The sequence below is a fragment of the Luteimicrobium album genome (assembly GCF_030161555.1).
In the GTDB taxonomy this organism is placed as follows: Bacteria; Actinomycetota; Actinomycetes; order Actinomycetales; family Cellulomonadaceae; genus Luteimicrobium; species Luteimicrobium album.
In genome coordinates, this window is record NZ_BSUK01000001.1 from 2590468 (window position 1) to 2607439 (window position 16972).

The following is a 16972-nucleotide window of genomic DNA, read 5'->3' on the forward strand; positions in this document are numbered from 1 at the left end:
ACGGGAACGATCCCGTCGATCTCACCCCAGTGCAGGACCGGATGCCTGCACCTGACAAGGAGCGACGATGAAGTCTCCACGCATCACGCTGGCGTACACCCTCGTGGGTGCGCTCGCGCTCGGCGGCACCCTTGCCGCGTGCTCGTCCGACAGCGGCGACGGCGGCGGCAAGAGCACGCCGTCCGCCAGTGCCGCCCCGACCCTCGACCCGAACACGAAGGTCACGCTCAAGGTCGTCGGCCTGCTCCCGGGCTCGACCAAGGAGGCGCAGGCCGCGCTCGCCGACGAGGTCAAGGAGTTCCAGACCGAGAACCCGAACATCACGGTCCAGACCCAGGACTACGAGTGGAAGGCCACGACGTTCGCGGCCGACCTCGCGGGCGGCACGCTGCCGACGGTGTTCGAGATCCCGTTCACGGACGCCAAGACGCTGATCGCGAACCAGCAGATCACCGACATGCAGGCGTACCTGAACCAGCTCCCGTACGCGGCGGACTTCAACAAGAACCTGCTGCAGTACGGCCAGGGGCAGGACGGCGACGTCTACGCGATCCCGGCGAAGAGCATCTACGCCGTGGGCCTGCACTACAACCGTGACCTGTTCACGCAGGCCGGGCTGGACCCCGACAAGCCGCCGACCACGTGGGACGAGGTCCGTACCGACGCGAAGGCCATCGCGGACAAGACCGGCCAGGCGGGCTTCGCCCAGATGTCGCAGAGCGGCACGGGCGGCTGGCAGCTCACCGTCGACACGTACGCCCGCGGCGGCCGTGTCGAGTCGGAGGACGGCAAGACGGCGACGCTGACGAACGACGGCACCAAGGCCGCCCTGCAGTTCCTCCAGGACCTGCGGTGGACCGACAACTCGATGGGCAACAACTTCAACTACGACTGGGGCACGATCAACCAGGCGTTCGCGGCTGGCAAGGTCGGCATGTACACCTCGGGCCAGGACGTCTACACGAGCCTCGTGCAGACGAACAACATCGACCCGAAGATGTACGGCCTCACGATGATCCCGCTCGAGGGTGACAACTCCGGCGTCCTCGGTGGCGGCACCATGGCGGCCGTCTCCAGCAAGGCGACGGACGACGAGAAGGCCGCCGCGATCAAGTGGATCGACTTCCACTACCTGCGCAAGTACACCAACGAGCAGGCCGCGGTGACGAACGCGCAGACCCAGGTCGCGAGCAAGCAGCCCGTGGGCACGCCTGAGCTGCCGATCTTCAGCCAGGCGCAGTACGAGAAGTACCAGACCTGGATCAAGCCGTACGTCAACGTCCCGCTCGACCAGATGACGAGCTTCACGAGCAAGATCTTCGACGCGACGCTCGTCAACGAGCCGGCCGTCGCCACCCAGGACGTCTACGCGGCGCTCGACCCGGTGGTGCAGGCTGTGCTCACCAAGAAGGACGCCGACATCGACAAGCTCCTGGACGAGGCGAACACGAAGGCGCAGCGCGCCATCGACTCGGCCGGCCGCTGAGCCGAACAGCAAGAATGACCGCAGGTGGGTGGGGTCGCCGGTCGGAGACGTCCGGCGGCCCCGCCGCCCCGGGTGAGGAGTGATGTGACGTGAGCGCTGCGAGCGCACTGCCGCGGTCGGGCGGCCGGCCCGACGGCACGGTCGCCGTCGAGGCGGCGGGGCCGCCGCCCGTCCGGCGGGTCCGCCGGAACCCGGTGACCTGGGTGAAGCGCGGGGGTCTGAGCACCCTCGTGTTCGCCCTCCCCGTCCTGGTGATCTTCGGGGTCTTCTCCTGGTGGCCGATCGTGCGATCGGTCGTCATGAGCTTCCAGAAGACCAACCTCGTGGCCCCGGCCACGTGGGTGGGCTGGGACAACTTCCAGTACGTCCTCACGGACCCGGACCTGCCGACGGCGATCCGGAACACCCTCTACTTCGCCCTGCTGGCGCTCGTGATCGGGTTCCCGATCCCGCTCGTCGCGGCGGTCCTCATGAGCTCGGTGAAGCGCCTCAAGGGGCTCTACTCCGTGCTCGCGTACCTCCCTGTGGTGGTGCCGCCGGTCGTCGCGGTCCTCCTGTGGAAGTTCTTCTACGACGGCTCCGCGGACGGCGTCTTCAACACCATCCTCGGGTACGTGGGGTTGGGGCCGTACGCCTGGCTGTCCAGCCCCAGTCTCGCCATGCCCTCGCTCGTGATCGAGGCGACCTGGGCTGCCGCGGGCGGCACCGTGATCATCTACCTGGCCGCGCTGATCGGCGTCCCCGGCGAGCTCTACGACGCCGCCGAGGTCGACGGCGCGGGGATCTGGCAGAAAGTGTGGCACGTGACGATGCCGCAGCTGCGCGGGGTCCTCTTCATCACCTTCATCCTGCAGATCATCGGCACCGTCCAGGTGTTCCTCGAGCCGTACCTGTTCACAGGCGGCGGTCCTGCGAACGCGACGCTGACGATCCTGCTGATGATCTACAACTACGCGTTCGGGCGCTCGCTCGGCGGGGACTACGGGGCCGCGACCGCACTGTCGGTCATGCTCGCCGCGTTCCTCGCGATCCTGTCGCTCGTGTACTTCAAGCTGACGAGCTCGTGGAGCAAGTCGTGACCGGCCGCCGGGACCCGGGGGAGGAGACCACCATGACCTACCCGTCCTCCGACGGAGCGGGCCGTACCGTCCCCGAGGGGCGGGGCAGCTCGCCGTCGGCGAGGCCGTGACCACGTCGGGCATGGCGCCTGGCGACATCGCGAACCCCGCGGGCGACGCGGTGCTCGCCGCCGCCGCCCGGAAGAAGACGCGCAAGAGCTCCCAGTTCGACGGCGACCGCGGCTTCGTCTCCGAGCAGGACTGGAGGCGTCCCAGCGTCAACGCGACCATGAAGACGCTGCACATCGTGCTCCTCGTGCTGCTGGTCGTCGTCGGCGTCGGGCCGATGCTGCTCCTCGCGAAGTACGCGATCACGCCCACGCAGGACATCATCCGCACGCCGCTGGCGATCTTCCCGCACGGCGTCCGATGGGCGAACATCACCGAGGCGTGGAACGACGTCGAGATCAGCAAGTACTTCCTCAACACGATCTGGCTCGCGATCGGCTCGTGGTTCATGCAGCTCCTCGTCGCCACGACCGGCGGCTTCGTGCTCTCGGTGCTGCGCCCGAAGTGGGCGAAGATCGTCAACGGGCTCGTCATCGCGACGCTGTTCGTCCCGAGCGTCGTGCTCCTCGTGCCGCTCTACCTGACGATCCTCGACCCGCCCGTCATCGGGACGTCCCTGATCAACAACTTCTTCGCCGTCTGGCTGCCGGCCGGCGCGAGCGCGTTCAACGTCGTGCTGGTCGCCCGGTTCTTCGACAGCCTCCCGCGCGAGGTGTTCGAGGCGGCCAGGGTCGACGGCGCGGGCCCGTTCCGGCTGTTCTGGTCGATCGTCCTGCCCATGTCGAAGCCGATCCTCGGCGTGGTGTCCGTGTTCGCGTTCATCGCGAGCTGGAAGGACTTCCTCTGGCCGATGCTCGTCCTCAAGGACCCGTCGAAGCAGCCGCTGTCCGTGCGCCTCCCCGCGATCGCCGCCCAGACCGACCTGGGCGTGTTCCTCGCGGCGCTCGCCATCTCGACGCTCATCCCCGTCGTGCTGTTCCTCGTCTTCCAGCGCCTGTTCCTGTCGGGCGCCGGGCTCGGAGGAGCCGTCAAGGGCTGAGCCCACCAGACCGTCGTCGGCCGGCCGAACCCGGTTCGACGACGCCCCATCCGGGCCCGGACGCGCGTGACCCCTGCCGCGCGGCCGGGCCCGGTTCACGTCCCCGGACCTGACACCGTGTCGTGTCGATGTCACGTCCCGGTTGCCTGACTCCGGCCGGGCCCGCACGCAGCGGAGTGGGAGGATGCAAGACGTGAGCCTCACCCCGTACGACGCGCTGCTCCTGTACTCCTTCGGTGGTCCCAACAAGCCCGAGGACGTCGTCCCGTTCCTGCGGAACGTCACGGCCGGCAAGGGGATCCCCGACTCCCGCCTCGAGGAGGTCGGCGAGCACTACTACGGGTTCGGCGGCAAGAGCCCCATCAACGAGCAGAACCTCGCGCTCAAGGCGGCGCTCGAGGCCGAGCTCGCGAAGCGAGGGATCGAGCTCCCCGTCGTGTGGGGCAACCGCAACTGGGAGCCGTACACCAAGGACGCGGTCGCCGAGCTCGAGAGCCTCGGCGCCGAGCACGCCGTCGTGCTCGTGACGAGCGCGTACTCGTCGTACTCCGGCTGCCGGCAGTACCGCGAGGACCTCGCCGTGACGCTCGACGGGCTGGGGAAGCTCGGCCCCGACGGCTCGACCACCGTCCAGTTCGACAAGGTGCGGTCCTACTTCAACCACCCCGGCTTCGCGGCAGCCAACGTCGACGCCGTCGTCGAGGGGTTCGAGGCCCTGGCCGCGAAGGGCGGCGACCCCCGGGCCGCGCGCGTCGTCTTCGTCACCCACTCCATCCCCACGACCATGGAGGCCGCGTCGCGCATCTCGCACGCGACCTACTCGGAGCAGCACCTGGATCTCGCGGCCGTCGTCGCCGCGAACGTCTCCGAGCGTCTCGGCTTCGACGTGCCCTGGGACCTCGCCTACTGCTCGCGCTCCGGTCCGCCGAGCCAGCCGTGGCTCGAGCCCGACGTCAACGACCACCTCGAGAAGCTCGCCGCCGACGGGGTGCGCGACGTCGTGCTCTCGCCCATCGGGTTCGTCTCCGACCACATGGAGGTCGCCTACGACCTCGACACCGAAGCCATGGAGACGGCGGGCGCGCTCGGCATGACCGCCGTCCGAGCGGGCACGGTGGGCACCCGTGAGCCGTTCGTCTCCGGGCTGGTCGACCTTCTCCTCGAGCGCGCCGCGATCGCGCGCGGCGAGGACGTCGACGAGGCGACGGTCGGTTCGCTGCCGGCCTTCCGTTCGGTGTGCGCCCCGGGTTGCTGCCTGCGGCGCGACGGCGAGCCCTCGGGGATCCCGGCACTCTGCGGCGTCGCGCTCGACGCCTGACCTCCACCCCCAGACCCGCTCCCGGAAGGCACACCAGGTCATGACCGACCAGCACCACGTCCACGGCGACACCGGCGAGACGGTGGAGACCCAGTCCATCAACGAGGGCATCCGCTACGCCATGTACTCGGTGTTCGCCCTCACGGGCGAGCTCCCCGCCGACGACGGCGCCCGCGAGGCCCTCGTCCGGGCCGCCGAGCGGGCCGTGGGCGGAAGCGAGGCGGACGGCGTCGACCCCGCCGACGCCACCAGCGACCTGACGGTCCGCGGTTGGTACGACGTCGCCGGCCTCCGCGCCGACGCCGACCTCATGGTCTGGTGGCACGGCCCCTCCATCGAGTCCGTCCAGGGCGCCTACCACCGGCTCCGCGCCTCCGAGCTCGGCTCCCAGCTCGAGCCCGTCTGGTCCGTCGCCGCGCTCCACCGTCCCGCCGAGTTCAACCGCGGGCACGTCCCGGCGTTCCTCGCCGGCGAGGCGCCCCGCGGCTACGCGTGCGTCTACCCGTTCGTCCGGTCCTACGACTGGTACCTCCTCGACCCCGCCGAGCGGTCGACGATGCTCCGCGAGCACGGCATGGCGGCCGCCGCCTACAAGGACGTGCGCGCCAACACGATGTCCGCGTTCGCGCTCGGAGACTACGAGTGGATCCTCGCGTTCGAGGCCGACGAGCTGCACCGCATCGTCGACGTCATGCGTGACCTGCGCGCCGTCGACGCGCGCCTGCACGTGCGCGAGGAGATCCCGTTCTACACCGGGCCGCGGGTGGACCTGGTCGAGTGGGCGGGGCAGCAGCCGCTGGCCTGACGTCTCTGCGTGGCCGGAGCTTCATGGTCGGGTCGGCGTGGGGCGGGGGTGTCGCGCGCGGTCTTCCATCCGCCTCGCTCGTTCCTCGCTCGGCTCCCGCCAGACCCGCCACGACCGCGCGCGACACCCCCGCCCCACGCCTTGCGCGGTCGTCGCACCGCCCCGGGGAGTGCGGGCCGGCAGGCAGGGGCTGCTGGTGAGGTCGTGCCTGCCGGGGTACTTCGCGAGAGGGGCCCGCGGGGGCCTACCTCGCGAGGGCAGCGCGGCCCGACGACGCACGCCACCGGCCGTGCTCGCGCGCGATCCGGATCGGGTGGTCGAAGGTCGCGCTGACCTGCTCGGTCGTGAGGACGTCGTCCGCCGGGCCCGTCGCCACGAGACGACCCCGACGCAGCAGGGCCGCGTGCGTCGTCGTGACCGGGAGCTCCTCGAGGTGGTGGGTCACCAGCACGGACGTCAGGTCGGGCCACAGGGTGTGCAGGTGGTCGACGGTCTCGAGGAGCTGCTCGCGCGCGGCGACGTCGAGGCCGGTCGCGGGCTCGTCGAGCAGGAGGAGCCGCGGCTCGTTGACGAGCGCGCGGGCGATGAGCGTCCGCCCGCGCTCGCCCTGGGACAGGACGGCCCAGGGCCGGTCGGCCTTGCCCGTGAGCCCGAGCTGCTCGACGAGCTCGCGGACGTGCGTGCGCTGCGCGTCGGTCGGCTCCCAGCGCAGCATCGTCAGGTTGGTGCCGGTGAGGCCGGTCAGGACGACCTCCTCGACGGTCAGCGGCCCGCGGACGGGGTGGCGGGGGTCGACGTGGCCGATCTCGCGGCGCAGGGCCTGCAGCTCGATCCGGCCGATGCGGCGGCCGAGCACGTCGACGGTGCCGCGCGTCGGGTGCGTCTGCGCGCCGACGAGGCCCAGCATGGTCGACTTGCCGGCGCCGTTCGGCCCGAGCAGCGCCCAGTGCTCGCCCGCGCGGACCTCGAGCTCCACGTCGTCGAGCAGGACGTTGGACGTGCGGACCACGAACACGTGGTCGAGGCGCAGGACGACGTCGGTCACCGGGTCTCCTCGGGGTCGGGGCTGGTCGTGGCAGGGTCTGTGGCGGCACGGGCGCCGGAGAGCGCGTCGAGGACCGCCTGCAGGTGGTCGGAGGCGGCGGTGGCGGCGCCGTCGGGATCGCGGTCCTCCACGGCGCTGACGATCGCCGCGTGCGCGTCCTGGTCGTGGTGGTGCGGTGAGCCCGGTCCGGCGAGGGTGAGCAGGTCGAGCATGCCGGCCCGGACGCGCGGCGCGAACGCTGCGAAGAGCTCGACGAGGACTGGGTTGTGCGACGCCTCGACGACGGCCGCGTGGAACCGCTGGTCCGCGTCGACGTACGCGCCGTCGTCGGGCGAGGGCGTCAGCTCCGCCTCCCGCCGGGCGGCGAGCGTCGCCCGGAGCGCGTCGAGGTCCGCGGGGGTGCGCCGTGCGGCGGCGAGCCGGGCGGCCTGGACCTCGATCGCGACGCGCGCCTCGACGACGTCGGCCACGCGGGCGCGGCGCAGCAGGTCGTCCCAGTCGGGGGAGGGCGTGCTTGCGGTGACGAACACGCCGGCGCCCTGCCGGGCACGCACGAGACCGCGCGAGCTCAGCGCGCGGAGGGCCTCACGGACCGTCGACCGCCCGACGCCGAGCTCGGCTGCGAGCGCGTGCTCGCCGGGCAGCGGGCTGCCGACGGGCCACTCGCCCGCGCCGATGCGGTCGGCGAGGACGTCGGCGGCCTGGTCGGCGAGCGACGCGCGCTGGAGCGCCATGCGAGACCTCCGGTGACGCTTGTCTGATGACCTGAGGTCTCAGGTTAGCGCACGTCTCCGACCACCCCGCCCCCGCTGAGTGCGGAGTCTTTGCGCGACACGCCAGGCGTGTCGCGCAAAGACTCCGCACTCACGGGAGGTTCGACGGCGCACTAGGGTCAGAGCGTGAGCGACACCGTCACCGCACCCCGGATCGCGCCCGTCGTCGACGCCTCCTGGCTCGCCGCCCACGCGCCCGGCGGCGGCACAGGCCCGCACGTCGTGCTCGCGGACGTGCGCTGGTACATGACGGACGCGGACGGCAGCGCCGCGCACGCCGCCTACGCGGAGGGCCACCTGCCCGGCGCGGTCTACGTGGACCTCGACGCGTGGCTCGCCGGGCCCGCCACCGCAGCCGACGGGCGGCACCCGCTCCCGCACCCCGACGTGTTCGCGCGCGGCATGGGCTCGCTGGGGATCGGGGACGACACGACGGTCGTCGCGTACGACGACGCGGGCGGCGTGATCGCGGCCCGGCTCGTCTGGATGCTGCGGGCGCTCGGTCGCGAGGCGGCGCTGCTCGACGGCGGCTTCTTCGCGCCGGAGGTCCGGGCGTGGGCGGGCGGCGTGACGGCCGACGTCGTGGCGCGCCGGCCCGCCACGTTCACCCCGCGACCCTGGCCCGCCGAGCTCCTCGCGACGCTCGACGACGTCGCCCCCGGCGCGCGCGACGACGCGGCCGTCGTCCTCGACGCGCGCCCCGCCGAGCGCTACCGCGGCGAGGGCGCGGACGTCGACCCGCGCGTCGGGCACGTGCCCGGCGCGGCGAGCGTCCCGTGCCGCGAGAACGTCGACGAGCGCGGGCACCTGCTGCCGGTCGGCACGTTGCGCGAGCGGTTCGCAACGGCCGGGGTGACGCCGGCCGCGGTCGAGGCGGGCGACGTCGTCTCCATGTGCGGGTCGGGCGTGACCGCGTGCCACACCCTGCTCGCGCTCGAGCAGGCCGGCCTCGGCCGGGCGCGCCTCTACCCGGGGAGCTGGTCGCAGTACGCGGCGACGACGCTCCCCGCCGCCACGGGGGCGTGACCGTGCGCGACGCGTTCTACGAGGAGGCCGGAGCCCTGTTCGTGGGGCTCGTCGCCCGCGTGCCCGACGACGCGTGGGAGCGTCCGGCGCTCGGGACCTGGAACGTGCGGGACCTCGTCGGGCACACGAGCCGCTCGTTCGTGACCGTGCTGACGTATCTCGACGAGCGGCCGTCGTCGGTCGCGGTCGAGTCGGCGTCGGCGTACTACGTGGCGACGACGACGGTGCTCGCGGCGAGCGATCCCCGCGCGGTCGACGAGCGGGCCCGCGCAGCAGGGAGCGCGCTGGGGGACGACCCGCTCGCCGCCGTCCGCGACCTGCGGGGCCGCGCGCTCGCGAGGCTCGACGGCGCCGAGCCCGACGACCTCATGACGAGCATCGTCGGCGGCATCCGGGTGCGCGACTACCTCCCGACCCGGGTCCTCGAGCTCGTCGTGCACAGCCGCGACCTCGCCCGCGCGCTCGGCCTCGAGCTCGACGTCCCGACGGTGCTTCTGCGCGCCGTCGCGCTCCTCGCCGCGGAGGTCGCGGTCGACTCGGGCGAGGCGGACGTCGTCCTTGACGCGCTCCTGGGTCGGGGCACGCTTCCGGACGGCTTCAGCCTGGTCTGAGCGCCGCCGCGCCGCGCCGCGCCTCCGCGTCGCCGCGCGTCACCGAACTGACGGAGATGGTCGTCCGTCCGGTGATTCTGCGACGATCGTCGTCAGTTCGACGGCGGCCGGTCGCCGAGACGACAGCGGAACCGCTCGACCCCGGGGTAGCGCTCACCGAGGCTCACGACGTCGAACCCGCAGCGCCGGTAGAAGCCGACGGCCTCGGCGTCCGTCTCGGCGACGAGTTCGGTCAGCCCGAGCCGGCACGCCGCAGACTCGAGGACGGTACGGGCGTGCCCTCGGCCGCGCAGTTCCGCATCAGTCCCGACGAGCTCGACCACACCGCGGCCGGTGGCGCGCGGATCGACGGCGACACACGCTACCGCCGCCAGGCGCCCGTCGTCGTACGCACGGACGTTGGTCGTCGTGCGAATGATCCTCGCCGCGCGGACAGCCACAGTGGACCGCGTGCCGCCGACGGCGTCAGCGAGGACTGCCACGACGTCGTCGATCTCGGTGTCGGGCACCGGACTGACGACGACGCGGGCGTCGGTCACGGGTAGAGGCCCCGCAGGCGGTGGGCGTCGGCGACGCGCTGCACCCCGATGACGAGGGCGGCGTCGCGGAGCGTGAGGTCGTGGTCGTGCGCGTGGTGCGCGACCTCGGCGTAGGCGGACCGCATGCGTCCGGCGAGGCGGTCCTCGATCTCGGCGTCGGTCCACCAGTACGTCTGGTTGGCCTGGACCCACTCGAAGTACGACACGATGACGCCGCCCGCGTTGGCGAGGATGTCCGGGACGATCGTGACGCCGTTCTTGCCGAGGATCGTGTCGGCTTCCTGCGTGGTGGGCCCGTTGGCGCCCTCGACGACGAACCGTGCCCGCACGTCGTTCGCGTTGTCGACGGTGAGGACGGAGTCGATGGCGGCAGGCACCAGCACGTCGACGTCGGCGGTGAGGACGGACGCGCCGTCGACGGCGTCGCCGCGCTCGAACCCGACGACGGACCCGGCGGCCGCGACGTGGGCGAGGAGCGCCTCGATGTCGAGGCCGTCGTCGTCCCGGACGGCGCCGAAGGCGTCGGACACGTGCGTGACGACGGCACCCTCGTCGGAGAAGATCTGGGCCGCGTTGGCGCCGACCTTGCCGAAGCCCTGGACGGCGACACGGGAGCCCTTGATGCGTTCGCCCGCGTGGGTGAGCGCGGCGTCGGCGACGTGGACGATGCCGCGGGCCGTGGCGGTACCGCGGCCGCGCGAGCCGCCGATCGCGAGCGGCTTGCCCGTGACGACGGCGGGGATGGTGTGGCCGACGTTGACGGAGTAGGTGTCCATGACCCACGCCATCTCGCGCTCACCGGTGCCCATGTCGGGCGCCATGATGTCCTGCGTGGGGCCGATGAGCGGCATGATCTCGCTCGTGTAGCGGCGGGTGACGCGCTCGAGCTCGGCCGCGGAGTGCTCGGCCGGATCGATGTCGATGCCGCCCTTCGCGCCCCCGTACGGCAGGTCGACGACGGCACACTTCCACGTCATGAGCATCGCGAGCGCGCGCACCTCGTCGATGTCGACGCTCGGGTGGTAGCGGAGGCCGCCCTTGCCGGGCCCGCGGGACACGTTGTGCTGCACGCGGTGGCCCCGGAAGACCTGCACGTGGCCGTCGTCCCGGCGCAGCGGGACCGCGACGTTGATCTCGCGGCGCGGGGTGGCGAGGGTCTCGTGGATGCCCTCGTGGTAGCCGAGGATCTGGACGGCACCGGCGAGCTGGCCGAGCGCGTTGTCGAGGGCGGGGTTGTCGGAGCGGAACGGGCGTGACGTCGTCGTCATCATCTCTGCGGCTTCTCCTGAGGCCTGTGGTGCTGCCGAGCCTGGTCGGGGCCGGCCGCGTGGCGCGCCGCGGGGTCTGCGGCTCGGGTCCACGCTATCGCCCTGGGGCGGGTGCGCCGGACGTCCGACGCGCGGGACCGCCGGGCGAACCCGCCGGTCCCGCGCGCGTCGTCAGGCGCCGAGGGCGTCGATGCGGGCGAGCTCGTCGGCGTCGAGCGTGAAGCCCGTGACGTCGAGGTTCGCGTCGATGCGCTCGGGGTGGACGGACTTCGGGATCGCGACGAAGCCGTGGTCCAGGTGCCAGCGCAGGACGACCTGGGTGGGGGTCGCGTCGTGCGCGGCGGCGATCTCCGCGAGCACGGGGGCGTCGAGGTCGGTGCGCTTGAACGGCGAGTAGCCCTCGAGGACGACGCCGCGCTCGTGCAGGGCCGCGACCAGGTCGGCGTCGTAGTCCGTGGGGCTCCACGGGATCTGGTCGACCGCGGGTGCCTCGCCGGTCGCGGCGACCAGCTCGTCGATCTGCGCGACCGAGTAGTTGCTCACGCCGATGGACCGCACGAGGCCCTCGTCGCGCGCGGCGACGAACTGCTCCCAGACGTCGGGGCGGGCCTCGCCGTCGACGGGCCAGTGGATGAGCCAGAGGTCGAGGTGGTCGGTGCCGAGCTGCTCGAGCGACTCCTCGAGCGTCTCGCGGACGCGGTGCGCCTGGCTCGGCGGGAGCTTGGTGGTGACGAAGACGTCGTCGCGCGCGACCGCGGACTCGGCGAGCGCACGGCCCACCTGGGTCTGGTTGCCGTAGCCGGTCGCGGTGTCGACGTGCCGGTAGCCGGCCTCGAGCGCGTGCAGGACGGCGCGGTACGCGTCGTCGCCCTCGGACTGCCAGGTCCCGAGGCCGAGCAGCGGGATGTCCCCGCCGGGCAGGGACACGTGGGGGATGGATGCAGGGGTCGGTGCCATGACTCCATCCTCACCCTCGGGGCGGTGTGCTCCGCACGCCGGGGCGGCGAGACGTGCGTCACGGGCGGGGAGGCGGCACGCTGGGCGCATGACGCACCCTTCCGGCGGCCCCACCCCTGGCCGCGCGGCGGGACCCGGCGGCCCCACCCTCGGCCGCCCGTCCACGCCCTCCGCCCCTGTGACCGTCCCCGGCGACGACGCCGGCCCCCGCCTGGTCGACGACGCCGTCCGCCGTGCCCGTGCCTGGCTCGGCCGGGCGCGTGCCGAGTCGGGCGGTGGCGTCCGGCGCGAGCAACGGACCGCCGACCGCCTGGGCGCCCTCGTCTCCGACCCGGCGGGCCTCGAGCTCGCGCTGCGGTTCGTCGACGACGTCGCCCGCCCCCTCGACCTCGACGTCGCCGCGGCCGGGCTCGCGCGCCTGGGCGGCCTGGCGTCCGGCGTCGGGCGGGCCGGGTCGAGCTTCCTCGGCCCCCTCGACCGCCTCGCGCTGCAGGCCGGGGCGAGGCTCGCACCCGCCGCACCCCGCGTCGTCGTGCCGGCGGCCCGGCGGCGGCTTCGCCAGCTCGTCGGGCACCTCGTCGCCGACGCCGGCCCCGGCCTCGACGACCACCTCGCCCGGACCCGTGCGCAAGGCTTCGGGCTCAACGTCAACCTGCTCGGCGAGGCCGTCCTCGGCGACGATGAGGCCCGCGCCCGCCTCGATCGGACGATCGAGCTGGTCCGGCGCCCGTCCGTGGACTACGTGTCGGTCAAGGTGTCGTCGGTCGCGGCGCAGCTCGTCACGTGGGATCTCGACGGGTCGCGCGGGCGCGTCGTCGAGCGGCTGCTTCCCCTGTTCCGGGCGGCGCGCGACTCCGGGACGTTCGTCAACCTCGACATGGAGGAGTACCGCGACCTCGCCCTCACCGTCGCAGTGTTCGAGGACCTGCTCGGCCGCGACGAGCTGCTCGGGTACGAGGCGGGGATCGTCCTGCAGGCGTACCTGCCCGACGCCGTCGCCGCGCTCGACGAGCTCACCGCCTTCGCGCTGCGCCGCGTCGAGCGCGGCGGGGCGCGGATCAAGGTGCGGCTCGTCAAGGGCGCGAACCTGGCGATGGAGCACGTCGAGGCCGAGCTCCACGACTGGACGCCGGCGCCCTACGACACCAAGGAGGAGACCGACGCGAACTACGTCCGGCTCCTCGTCCGCGCGCTCGACCCGGCCCGCACGCACGGCGTCCGGATCGGTTGCGCGAGCCACAACCTCTTCCATGTCGCGTACGCCGTGGGGCTCGCCCGCGAGCGCGGGGTCACCGAGGCGCTCGACGTCGAGATGCTGCAGGGCATGGCCCCCGCCGAGGCGCGTGCGGTGCGGGACGAGGTCGCGCGCGACCGGCAGCCCGGTGCTGTACACGGGGGACGGGTCGTCCTGTACACGCCGGTCGTGCGGGACGAGGACTTCGACGTCGCGATCTCCTACCTCGTCCGCCGGCTCGACGAGAACGCCGCGCCCCAGAACTTCCTGCACGCGATGTTCGCGGGCGACGCCACACCGTCGGGCGGGGCGAGCGGTGGGATCGCGAGCCAGGAACGGGCGTTCCGCGCCGCCGTCGGGCGGGCCGCCGCGACGACCGCGGACGACCTGACGCCCCGCCGCCGCCCCCACCCTGCCCCCGACCTGTCAGAAAGTGGTGTACGGATACGGGACGCGCGTTCTGACACGGCGGAGTTCGAGAACGCGGCTGACACCGACCCCGCCGTCGCGGCGTCCCGCACCTGGGCCGCCGAGATCGTCGCGCGCGACCCGGCCGAGGCGGGCGCCCCGCGCGCCGTCCCCCTGACGACGACGGCGCAGGTCGATGAGGTCGTGGCCCGCGCCGCCCGGCTCGCGCCCGGCTGGGCGGGCACCGCGCCGTCCGAGCGGGGGCGCGTCCTCCGCGCCGCGGCCCGGCACCTCGAGGCGGCGCGCGCCGACCTCGTCGCCGCGATGGTCCACGAGCCCGGCAAGACGGTCGCCGAGGCGGACCCGGAGGTCAGCGAGGCCGTCGACTTCGCCGCCTGGTACGCCGGTTCGGCCGAGCGACTCGACCCGGCCCACCCCGACGCCGTCCCCGGCGCCGTGTTCGAGCCGCAGGGCGTCACGCTCGTCACCCCGCCCTGGAACTTCCCCGTCTCCATCCCGGCGGGCGGCGTCCTCGCGGCGCTCGCGGCCGGTTCGCCCGTGATCGCGAAGCCCGCCCACCCGACGCCGCGGTGCTTCGAGGTCGTCGTCGACGCCGCCCGGGCGGCGCTCGCGGAGTGCGGCGCCGAGCCCGACCTCGTCCAGCTCGTGCGCGTCGCGGACGGCGAGGGCGACGACACCCCGGCCGGCGGCTCGTCACGCACCCGGACGTGACGCGCGTCGTGCTGACGGGCTCGATCGAGACGGCCCGCCTGTTCGCGTCCTGGCGCCCGGAGCGCGAGGTCCTTGCGGAGACGTCGGGCAAGAACGTGATCGTCGTGACGCCTGCGGCCGACCCGGACCTGGCGGTCGCCGACGTCGTGCGCTCGGCGTTCGGGCACGCCGGGCAGAAGTGCTCGGCGGCGTCGCTCGTCATCCTCGTGGGTGCCGCGGGGGACCGCCGCACCCCGACCGGCGCGCGGCTGCGCCGTCAGCTCGTGGACGCGGTGGGCTCGCTCGCGGTCGGGCTGCCGACCGACCTGGGCACGGTCATGGGGCCCCTTACCGAACCGGCCGAGGGCAAGCTGCTGCGTGCGCTCACGACCCTCGACCCCGGCGAGCGCTGGCTCGTGCGGCCCCGGTCCCTCGACGACGGTCGCCTGTGGACGCCAGGCCTCAAGGAGGGCGTGGCGCCGGGCTCGTGGTTCCACCGGACCGAGTGCTTCGGGCCGGTCCTGGGCGTCATGACGGCTGCGACGCTCGACGAGGCGATCGACCTGCAGAACGCCGTCGACTTCGGGCTGACCGCCGGCATCCACTCGCTCGACGAGGACGAGATCGACCGCTGGCTCGACCGCGTCGAGGCGGGCAACGTCTACGTGAACCGCCACATCACGGGCGCGATCGTCCGGCGCCAGCCGTTCGGTGGCTGGAAGGCGAGCGTCGTGGGGCCTGGGGCGAAGGCGGGCGGCCCGCACTACGTCGCGCAGCTCGGGGCGTGGCGGGACGCGCTCGCGCCCGACGGCGGCCCCGTGCCCCCGCGCGACGACGAGCCCGAGGCGTGGCTCGCGTGGGCGGAGGCGGACGACCGCCGTGCGTGGGACTCCGTCTTCTCGCGCGCCCACGACCCGTCCGGCCTGCGGGCCGAGGAGAACAGCCTGCGCTACCGCCCGGTCGACGTGCTGACGGTGCGCGTCGGCGAGGGCGCGCGCGGGGTGGAGATGCGGCGGGTGCTCCACGCGGCGCGGACCGCCGGCGTCCCCGCGGTCGTGAGCGCCGCGCCCGGCGTCGCCGTCCCGGGGGCGGGGACGCCCGAGACCGACGAGGCATTCGCGGCGCGGGTCGCGGCCGGCGAGGTGACGGGGCGGGTGCGTGTCGTCGGGCGGGCACCCGGTCTGCGCGAGGCCGCCGTTCGCCGGGCGGGACTCGTGACCGTGCTCGACCGCCCGGTGGTCGCGAGCGCCGAGCGCGAGCTCCTCGCCGTGCTGCGCGAGCAGGCCGTGAGCCGGACGCGGCATCGCTACGGGCACGTGCAGCCCCGCTGAGCACGCCGAGGGTGACGCCCTGTTCGCCGACAGTGACGTGTCGCGACACGACCCGCTCCGACGTCGCACTCGGCGGACGACTCAGGCCCGGTCGACGCTCGCCAGGGCGACGCCCCGGAACGCGGCCAGCCGCTCGGCCGCGTCCTGGACGCCCGCCCACGTGGCGTCGTCGAGCGGGGCCCAGGTCTCGACGCGCACCGTGAGCCGTTTCCCGGAGGTCCGGGGACGCCACGCGCCGAGCACCTCGCCGTCCGCGACGACGGCGCCGGGCCGCCCGAGCGTGCGCCACAGGGACTTCTGCGCGGCCGGGTCAGGGACGAGCGTCGCGCGGTCACGGAGCTGCAGGTACGGGTCGAACGGCCCGAGCAGGTGGACGGCCGGGTCGCCCGGCCCGCGCGGGTCGGCGTCCCGGTCCCCGCGCGGGCCGGCGAGGTCGTCGGCGAGCACGAACCGCGGCTCGGGCCTGCCCCGCAGGAGCGTGGGCTCGACGCCCGTCACCTCCACCTCGACGGCGTCGCCCGGCCAATGTTCCTGGACAGTGCGGGCGGGCGCGTCGAGGTAGGCCGCGACCTCGCGCACCGTCGCCGGCCCGAAGAGGTGCAGGTACGCCCGGACGACGTCGAACCGCGGCTCGGCCTCGGTGCCGGGGCGTGCGTACGCGGGCGGCTCGAGGCCGGGGACGTGGCGCAGGACGGGCGGCGACGTGCCGGGCTCGAGCTCGAGCCCGCCCTGGAGCGCGGCGAGCCGGAACGGCAGCTCCCACGAGTGAGTCGCCTGGCACGGGTTGCACCAGCGGACCTGCTCCGGCCGCAGCCGCTCGGTGAGCCGCGTCGACAGCTCGCCCTTCACGGTGGGCTCGCCGACGATCTCCCGTTCGAGGGCGGCGATCTCGCGGAGCGGGTCGAGGACGGGGACACCGGCCTCGCGCAAGGGCTTCGCGGCGTCGAAAACGCGCTTGGCGGCGTCGTCGGCGGAGAACGGGGCGGTGGCGACGGCGACGGCCGCGAGGTCGCGGCGCCGGTAGGCGTGGGGAGCCCCGCGCAGCGTCCAGGCGAGGGCGAGGCCGTCCCACGGGTCGTCGCCGAGCGCGAGCCCACGGACGACGAGCGCCCACAGCGCACCGTCGCCGCCCGTGTCCTGGACGCCGAGGTCGAGGACGGCGAGGGCGTCCGGGTCGTGGACGGAACCGGGTGGGGCGTCGAGCCCCTGCGCGTGCCGGCGCCGGGCGAGGACGTCCTGGCGTGTCAGTGCGTCGACCATCTCGGCAGCCTACGGACGCCTGCCGACACGTGCA

At 73.7% G+C, this 16972-nt stretch carries 15 protein-coding genes; 9 read left to right on the top strand and 6 right to left on the bottom strand.

Annotated elements, in window-relative coordinates:
* Window positions 1-67 precede the first annotated feature (67 nt).
* The 5 genes from QQK45_RS13395 (at window position 68) to hemQ (ending at window position 5775) form a co-directional block, all read left to right on the top strand.
* Window positions 68-1486, top strand: a complete 1419-nt coding sequence (locus QQK45_RS13395) for an ABC transporter substrate-binding protein (RefSeq protein WP_284293674.1) — start codon at window positions 68-70, stop codon at window positions 1484-1486.
* Window positions 1487-1689: 203 nt separating this feature from the next.
* Window positions 1690-2565, top strand: coding sequence for a carbohydrate ABC transporter permease (locus QQK45_RS13400; protein WP_431310341.1), 876 nt, complete (start codon window positions 1690-1692; stop codon window positions 2563-2565).
* Between the two features lie 121 nt (window positions 2566-2686).
* Window positions 2687-3652, top strand: a complete 966-nt coding sequence (locus QQK45_RS13405) for a carbohydrate ABC transporter permease (RefSeq protein WP_284293675.1) — start codon at window positions 2687-2689, stop codon at window positions 3650-3652.
* 184 nt (window positions 3653-3836) lie between these two features.
* The gene (locus QQK45_RS13410) at window positions 3837-4970 is read left to right on the top strand and encodes a ferrochelatase (protein ID WP_284293676.1); all 1134 of its coding nucleotides are present in this window, start codon (window positions 3837-3839) and stop codon (window positions 4968-4970) included.
* Between the two features lie 40 nt (window positions 4971-5010).
* Window positions 5011-5775, top strand: coding sequence for a hydrogen peroxide-dependent heme synthase (hemQ, locus tag QQK45_RS13415; protein WP_284293677.1), 765 nt, complete (start codon window positions 5011-5013; stop codon window positions 5773-5775).
* Window positions 5776-6019: 244 nt separating this feature from the next.
* Here the strand turns inward: hemQ and QQK45_RS13420 are convergent, their stop codons facing one another.
* Window positions 6020-6820 carry an ABC transporter ATP-binding protein gene (locus QQK45_RS13420; protein WP_284293679.1) on the bottom strand — a complete coding sequence of 267 codons (801 nt, stop codon included), beginning with the start codon at window positions 6818-6820 and terminating at the stop codon, window positions 6020-6022.
* Window positions 6817-7554, bottom strand: coding sequence for a FadR/GntR family transcriptional regulator (locus tag QQK45_RS13425; RefSeq protein WP_284293680.1), 738 nt, complete (start codon window positions 7552-7554; stop codon window positions 6817-6819). Before QQK45_RS13425 ends, QQK45_RS13420 begins: the two co-directional genes overlap by 4 nt.
* 165 nt (window positions 7555-7719) lie before the next feature.
* On the opposite strand from QQK45_RS13425, the gene QQK45_RS13430 reads away from it, so the two are divergent.
* Entirely contained in the window at window positions 7720-8619 is a 900-nt protein-coding gene (locus QQK45_RS13430) for a sulfurtransferase (protein ID WP_284293681.1), read from the top strand.
* Complete coding sequence (locus QQK45_RS13435) at window positions 8616-9230, top strand: maleylpyruvate isomerase family mycothiol-dependent enzyme (protein WP_284293682.1); 615 nt, start codon at window positions 8616-8618, stop codon at window positions 9228-9230. Before QQK45_RS13430 ends, QQK45_RS13435 begins: the two co-directional genes overlap by 4 nt.
* 92 nt (window positions 9231-9322) lie before the next feature.
* Here QQK45_RS13435 and QQK45_RS13440 read toward each other — a convergent pair whose 3' ends face one another.
* From QQK45_RS13440 to QQK45_RS13450, 3 genes are all read right to left on the bottom strand, one after another.
* Window positions 9323-9769 carry a GNAT family N-acetyltransferase gene (locus tag QQK45_RS13440; protein WP_284293683.1) on the bottom strand — a complete coding sequence of 149 codons (447 nt, stop codon included), beginning with the start codon at window positions 9767-9769 and terminating at the stop codon, window positions 9323-9325.
* Entirely contained in the window at window positions 9766-11037 is a 1272-nt protein-coding gene (locus tag QQK45_RS13445) for a Glu/Leu/Phe/Val family dehydrogenase (RefSeq protein ID WP_284295053.1), read from the bottom strand. The genes QQK45_RS13440 and QQK45_RS13445 overlap by 4 nt, the downstream gene beginning before the upstream one ends.
* Window positions 11038-11208: 171 nt before the next feature.
* A complete protein-coding gene (locus QQK45_RS13450; RefSeq protein WP_284293684.1) occupies window positions 11209-11994 on the bottom strand; it encodes an aldo/keto reductase in 786 nt (261 codons plus the stop codon).
* An 88-nt stretch (window positions 11995-12082) separates the two neighbouring features.
* On the opposite strand from QQK45_RS13450, the gene QQK45_RS22350 reads away from it, so the two are divergent.
* Both QQK45_RS22350 and QQK45_RS22355 read left to right on the top strand, forming a co-directional pair.
* Window positions 12083-14368, top strand: coding sequence for a proline dehydrogenase family protein (locus tag QQK45_RS22350; protein ID WP_348525232.1), 2286 nt, complete (start codon window positions 12083-12085; stop codon window positions 14366-14368).
* Window positions 14365-15678 (top strand): aldehyde dehydrogenase family protein, encoded by a 1314-nt coding sequence (locus tag QQK45_RS22355; protein ID WP_348525233.1) that lies wholly within the window; start codon window positions 14365-14367, stop codon window positions 15676-15678. The genes QQK45_RS22350 and QQK45_RS22355 overlap by 4 nt, the downstream gene beginning before the upstream one ends.
* An 81-nt stretch (window positions 15679-15759) precedes the next feature.
* On the opposite strand, the gene QQK45_RS13460 is transcribed toward QQK45_RS22355, so the two are convergent.
* A complete protein-coding gene (locus tag QQK45_RS13460) occupies window positions 15760-16938 on the bottom strand; it encodes a DNA glycosylase AlkZ-like family protein (protein ID WP_284293685.1) in 1179 nt (392 codons plus the stop codon).
* Window positions 16939-16972: the final 34 nt, after the last annotated feature.

Excerpts from the sequence above, each read along its gene's own strand:
- QQK45_RS13395 (WP_284293674.1), top strand. The coding sequence starts at position 68 with ATGAAGTCTCCACGCATCACGCTGGCGTACACCCTCGTGGGTGCGCTC.
- QQK45_RS13405 (WP_284293675.1), top strand. The coding sequence starts at position 2,687 with ATGGCGCCTGGCGACATCGCGAACCCCGCGGGCGACGCGGTGCTCGCC.
- QQK45_RS13410 (WP_284293676.1), top strand. The coding sequence starts at position 3,837 with ATGCAAGACGTGAGCCTCACCCCGTACGACGCGCTGCTCCTGTACTCC.
- hemQ (WP_284293677.1), top strand. The coding sequence starts at position 5,011 with ATGACCGACCAGCACCACGTCCACGGCGACACCGGCGAGACGGTGGAG.
- QQK45_RS13425 (WP_284293680.1), bottom strand. The coding sequence starts at position 7,554 with ATGGCGCTCCAGCGCGCGTCGCTCGCCGACCAGGCCGCCGACGTCCTC.
- QQK45_RS13445 (WP_284295053.1), bottom strand. The coding sequence starts at position 11,037 with ATGACGACGACGTCACGCCCGTTCCGCTCCGACAACCCCGCCCTCGAC.
- QQK45_RS13450 (WP_284293684.1), bottom strand. The coding sequence starts at position 11,994 with ATGGCACCGACCCCTGCATCCATCCCCCACGTGTCCCTGCCCGGCGGG.
- QQK45_RS22350 (WP_348525232.1), top strand. The coding sequence starts at position 12,083 with ATGACGCACCCTTCCGGCGGCCCCACCCCTGGCCGCGCGGCGGGACCC.
- QQK45_RS13460 (WP_284293685.1), bottom strand. The coding sequence starts at position 16,938 with ATGGTCGACGCACTGACACGCCAGGACGTCCTCGCCCGGCGCCGGCAC.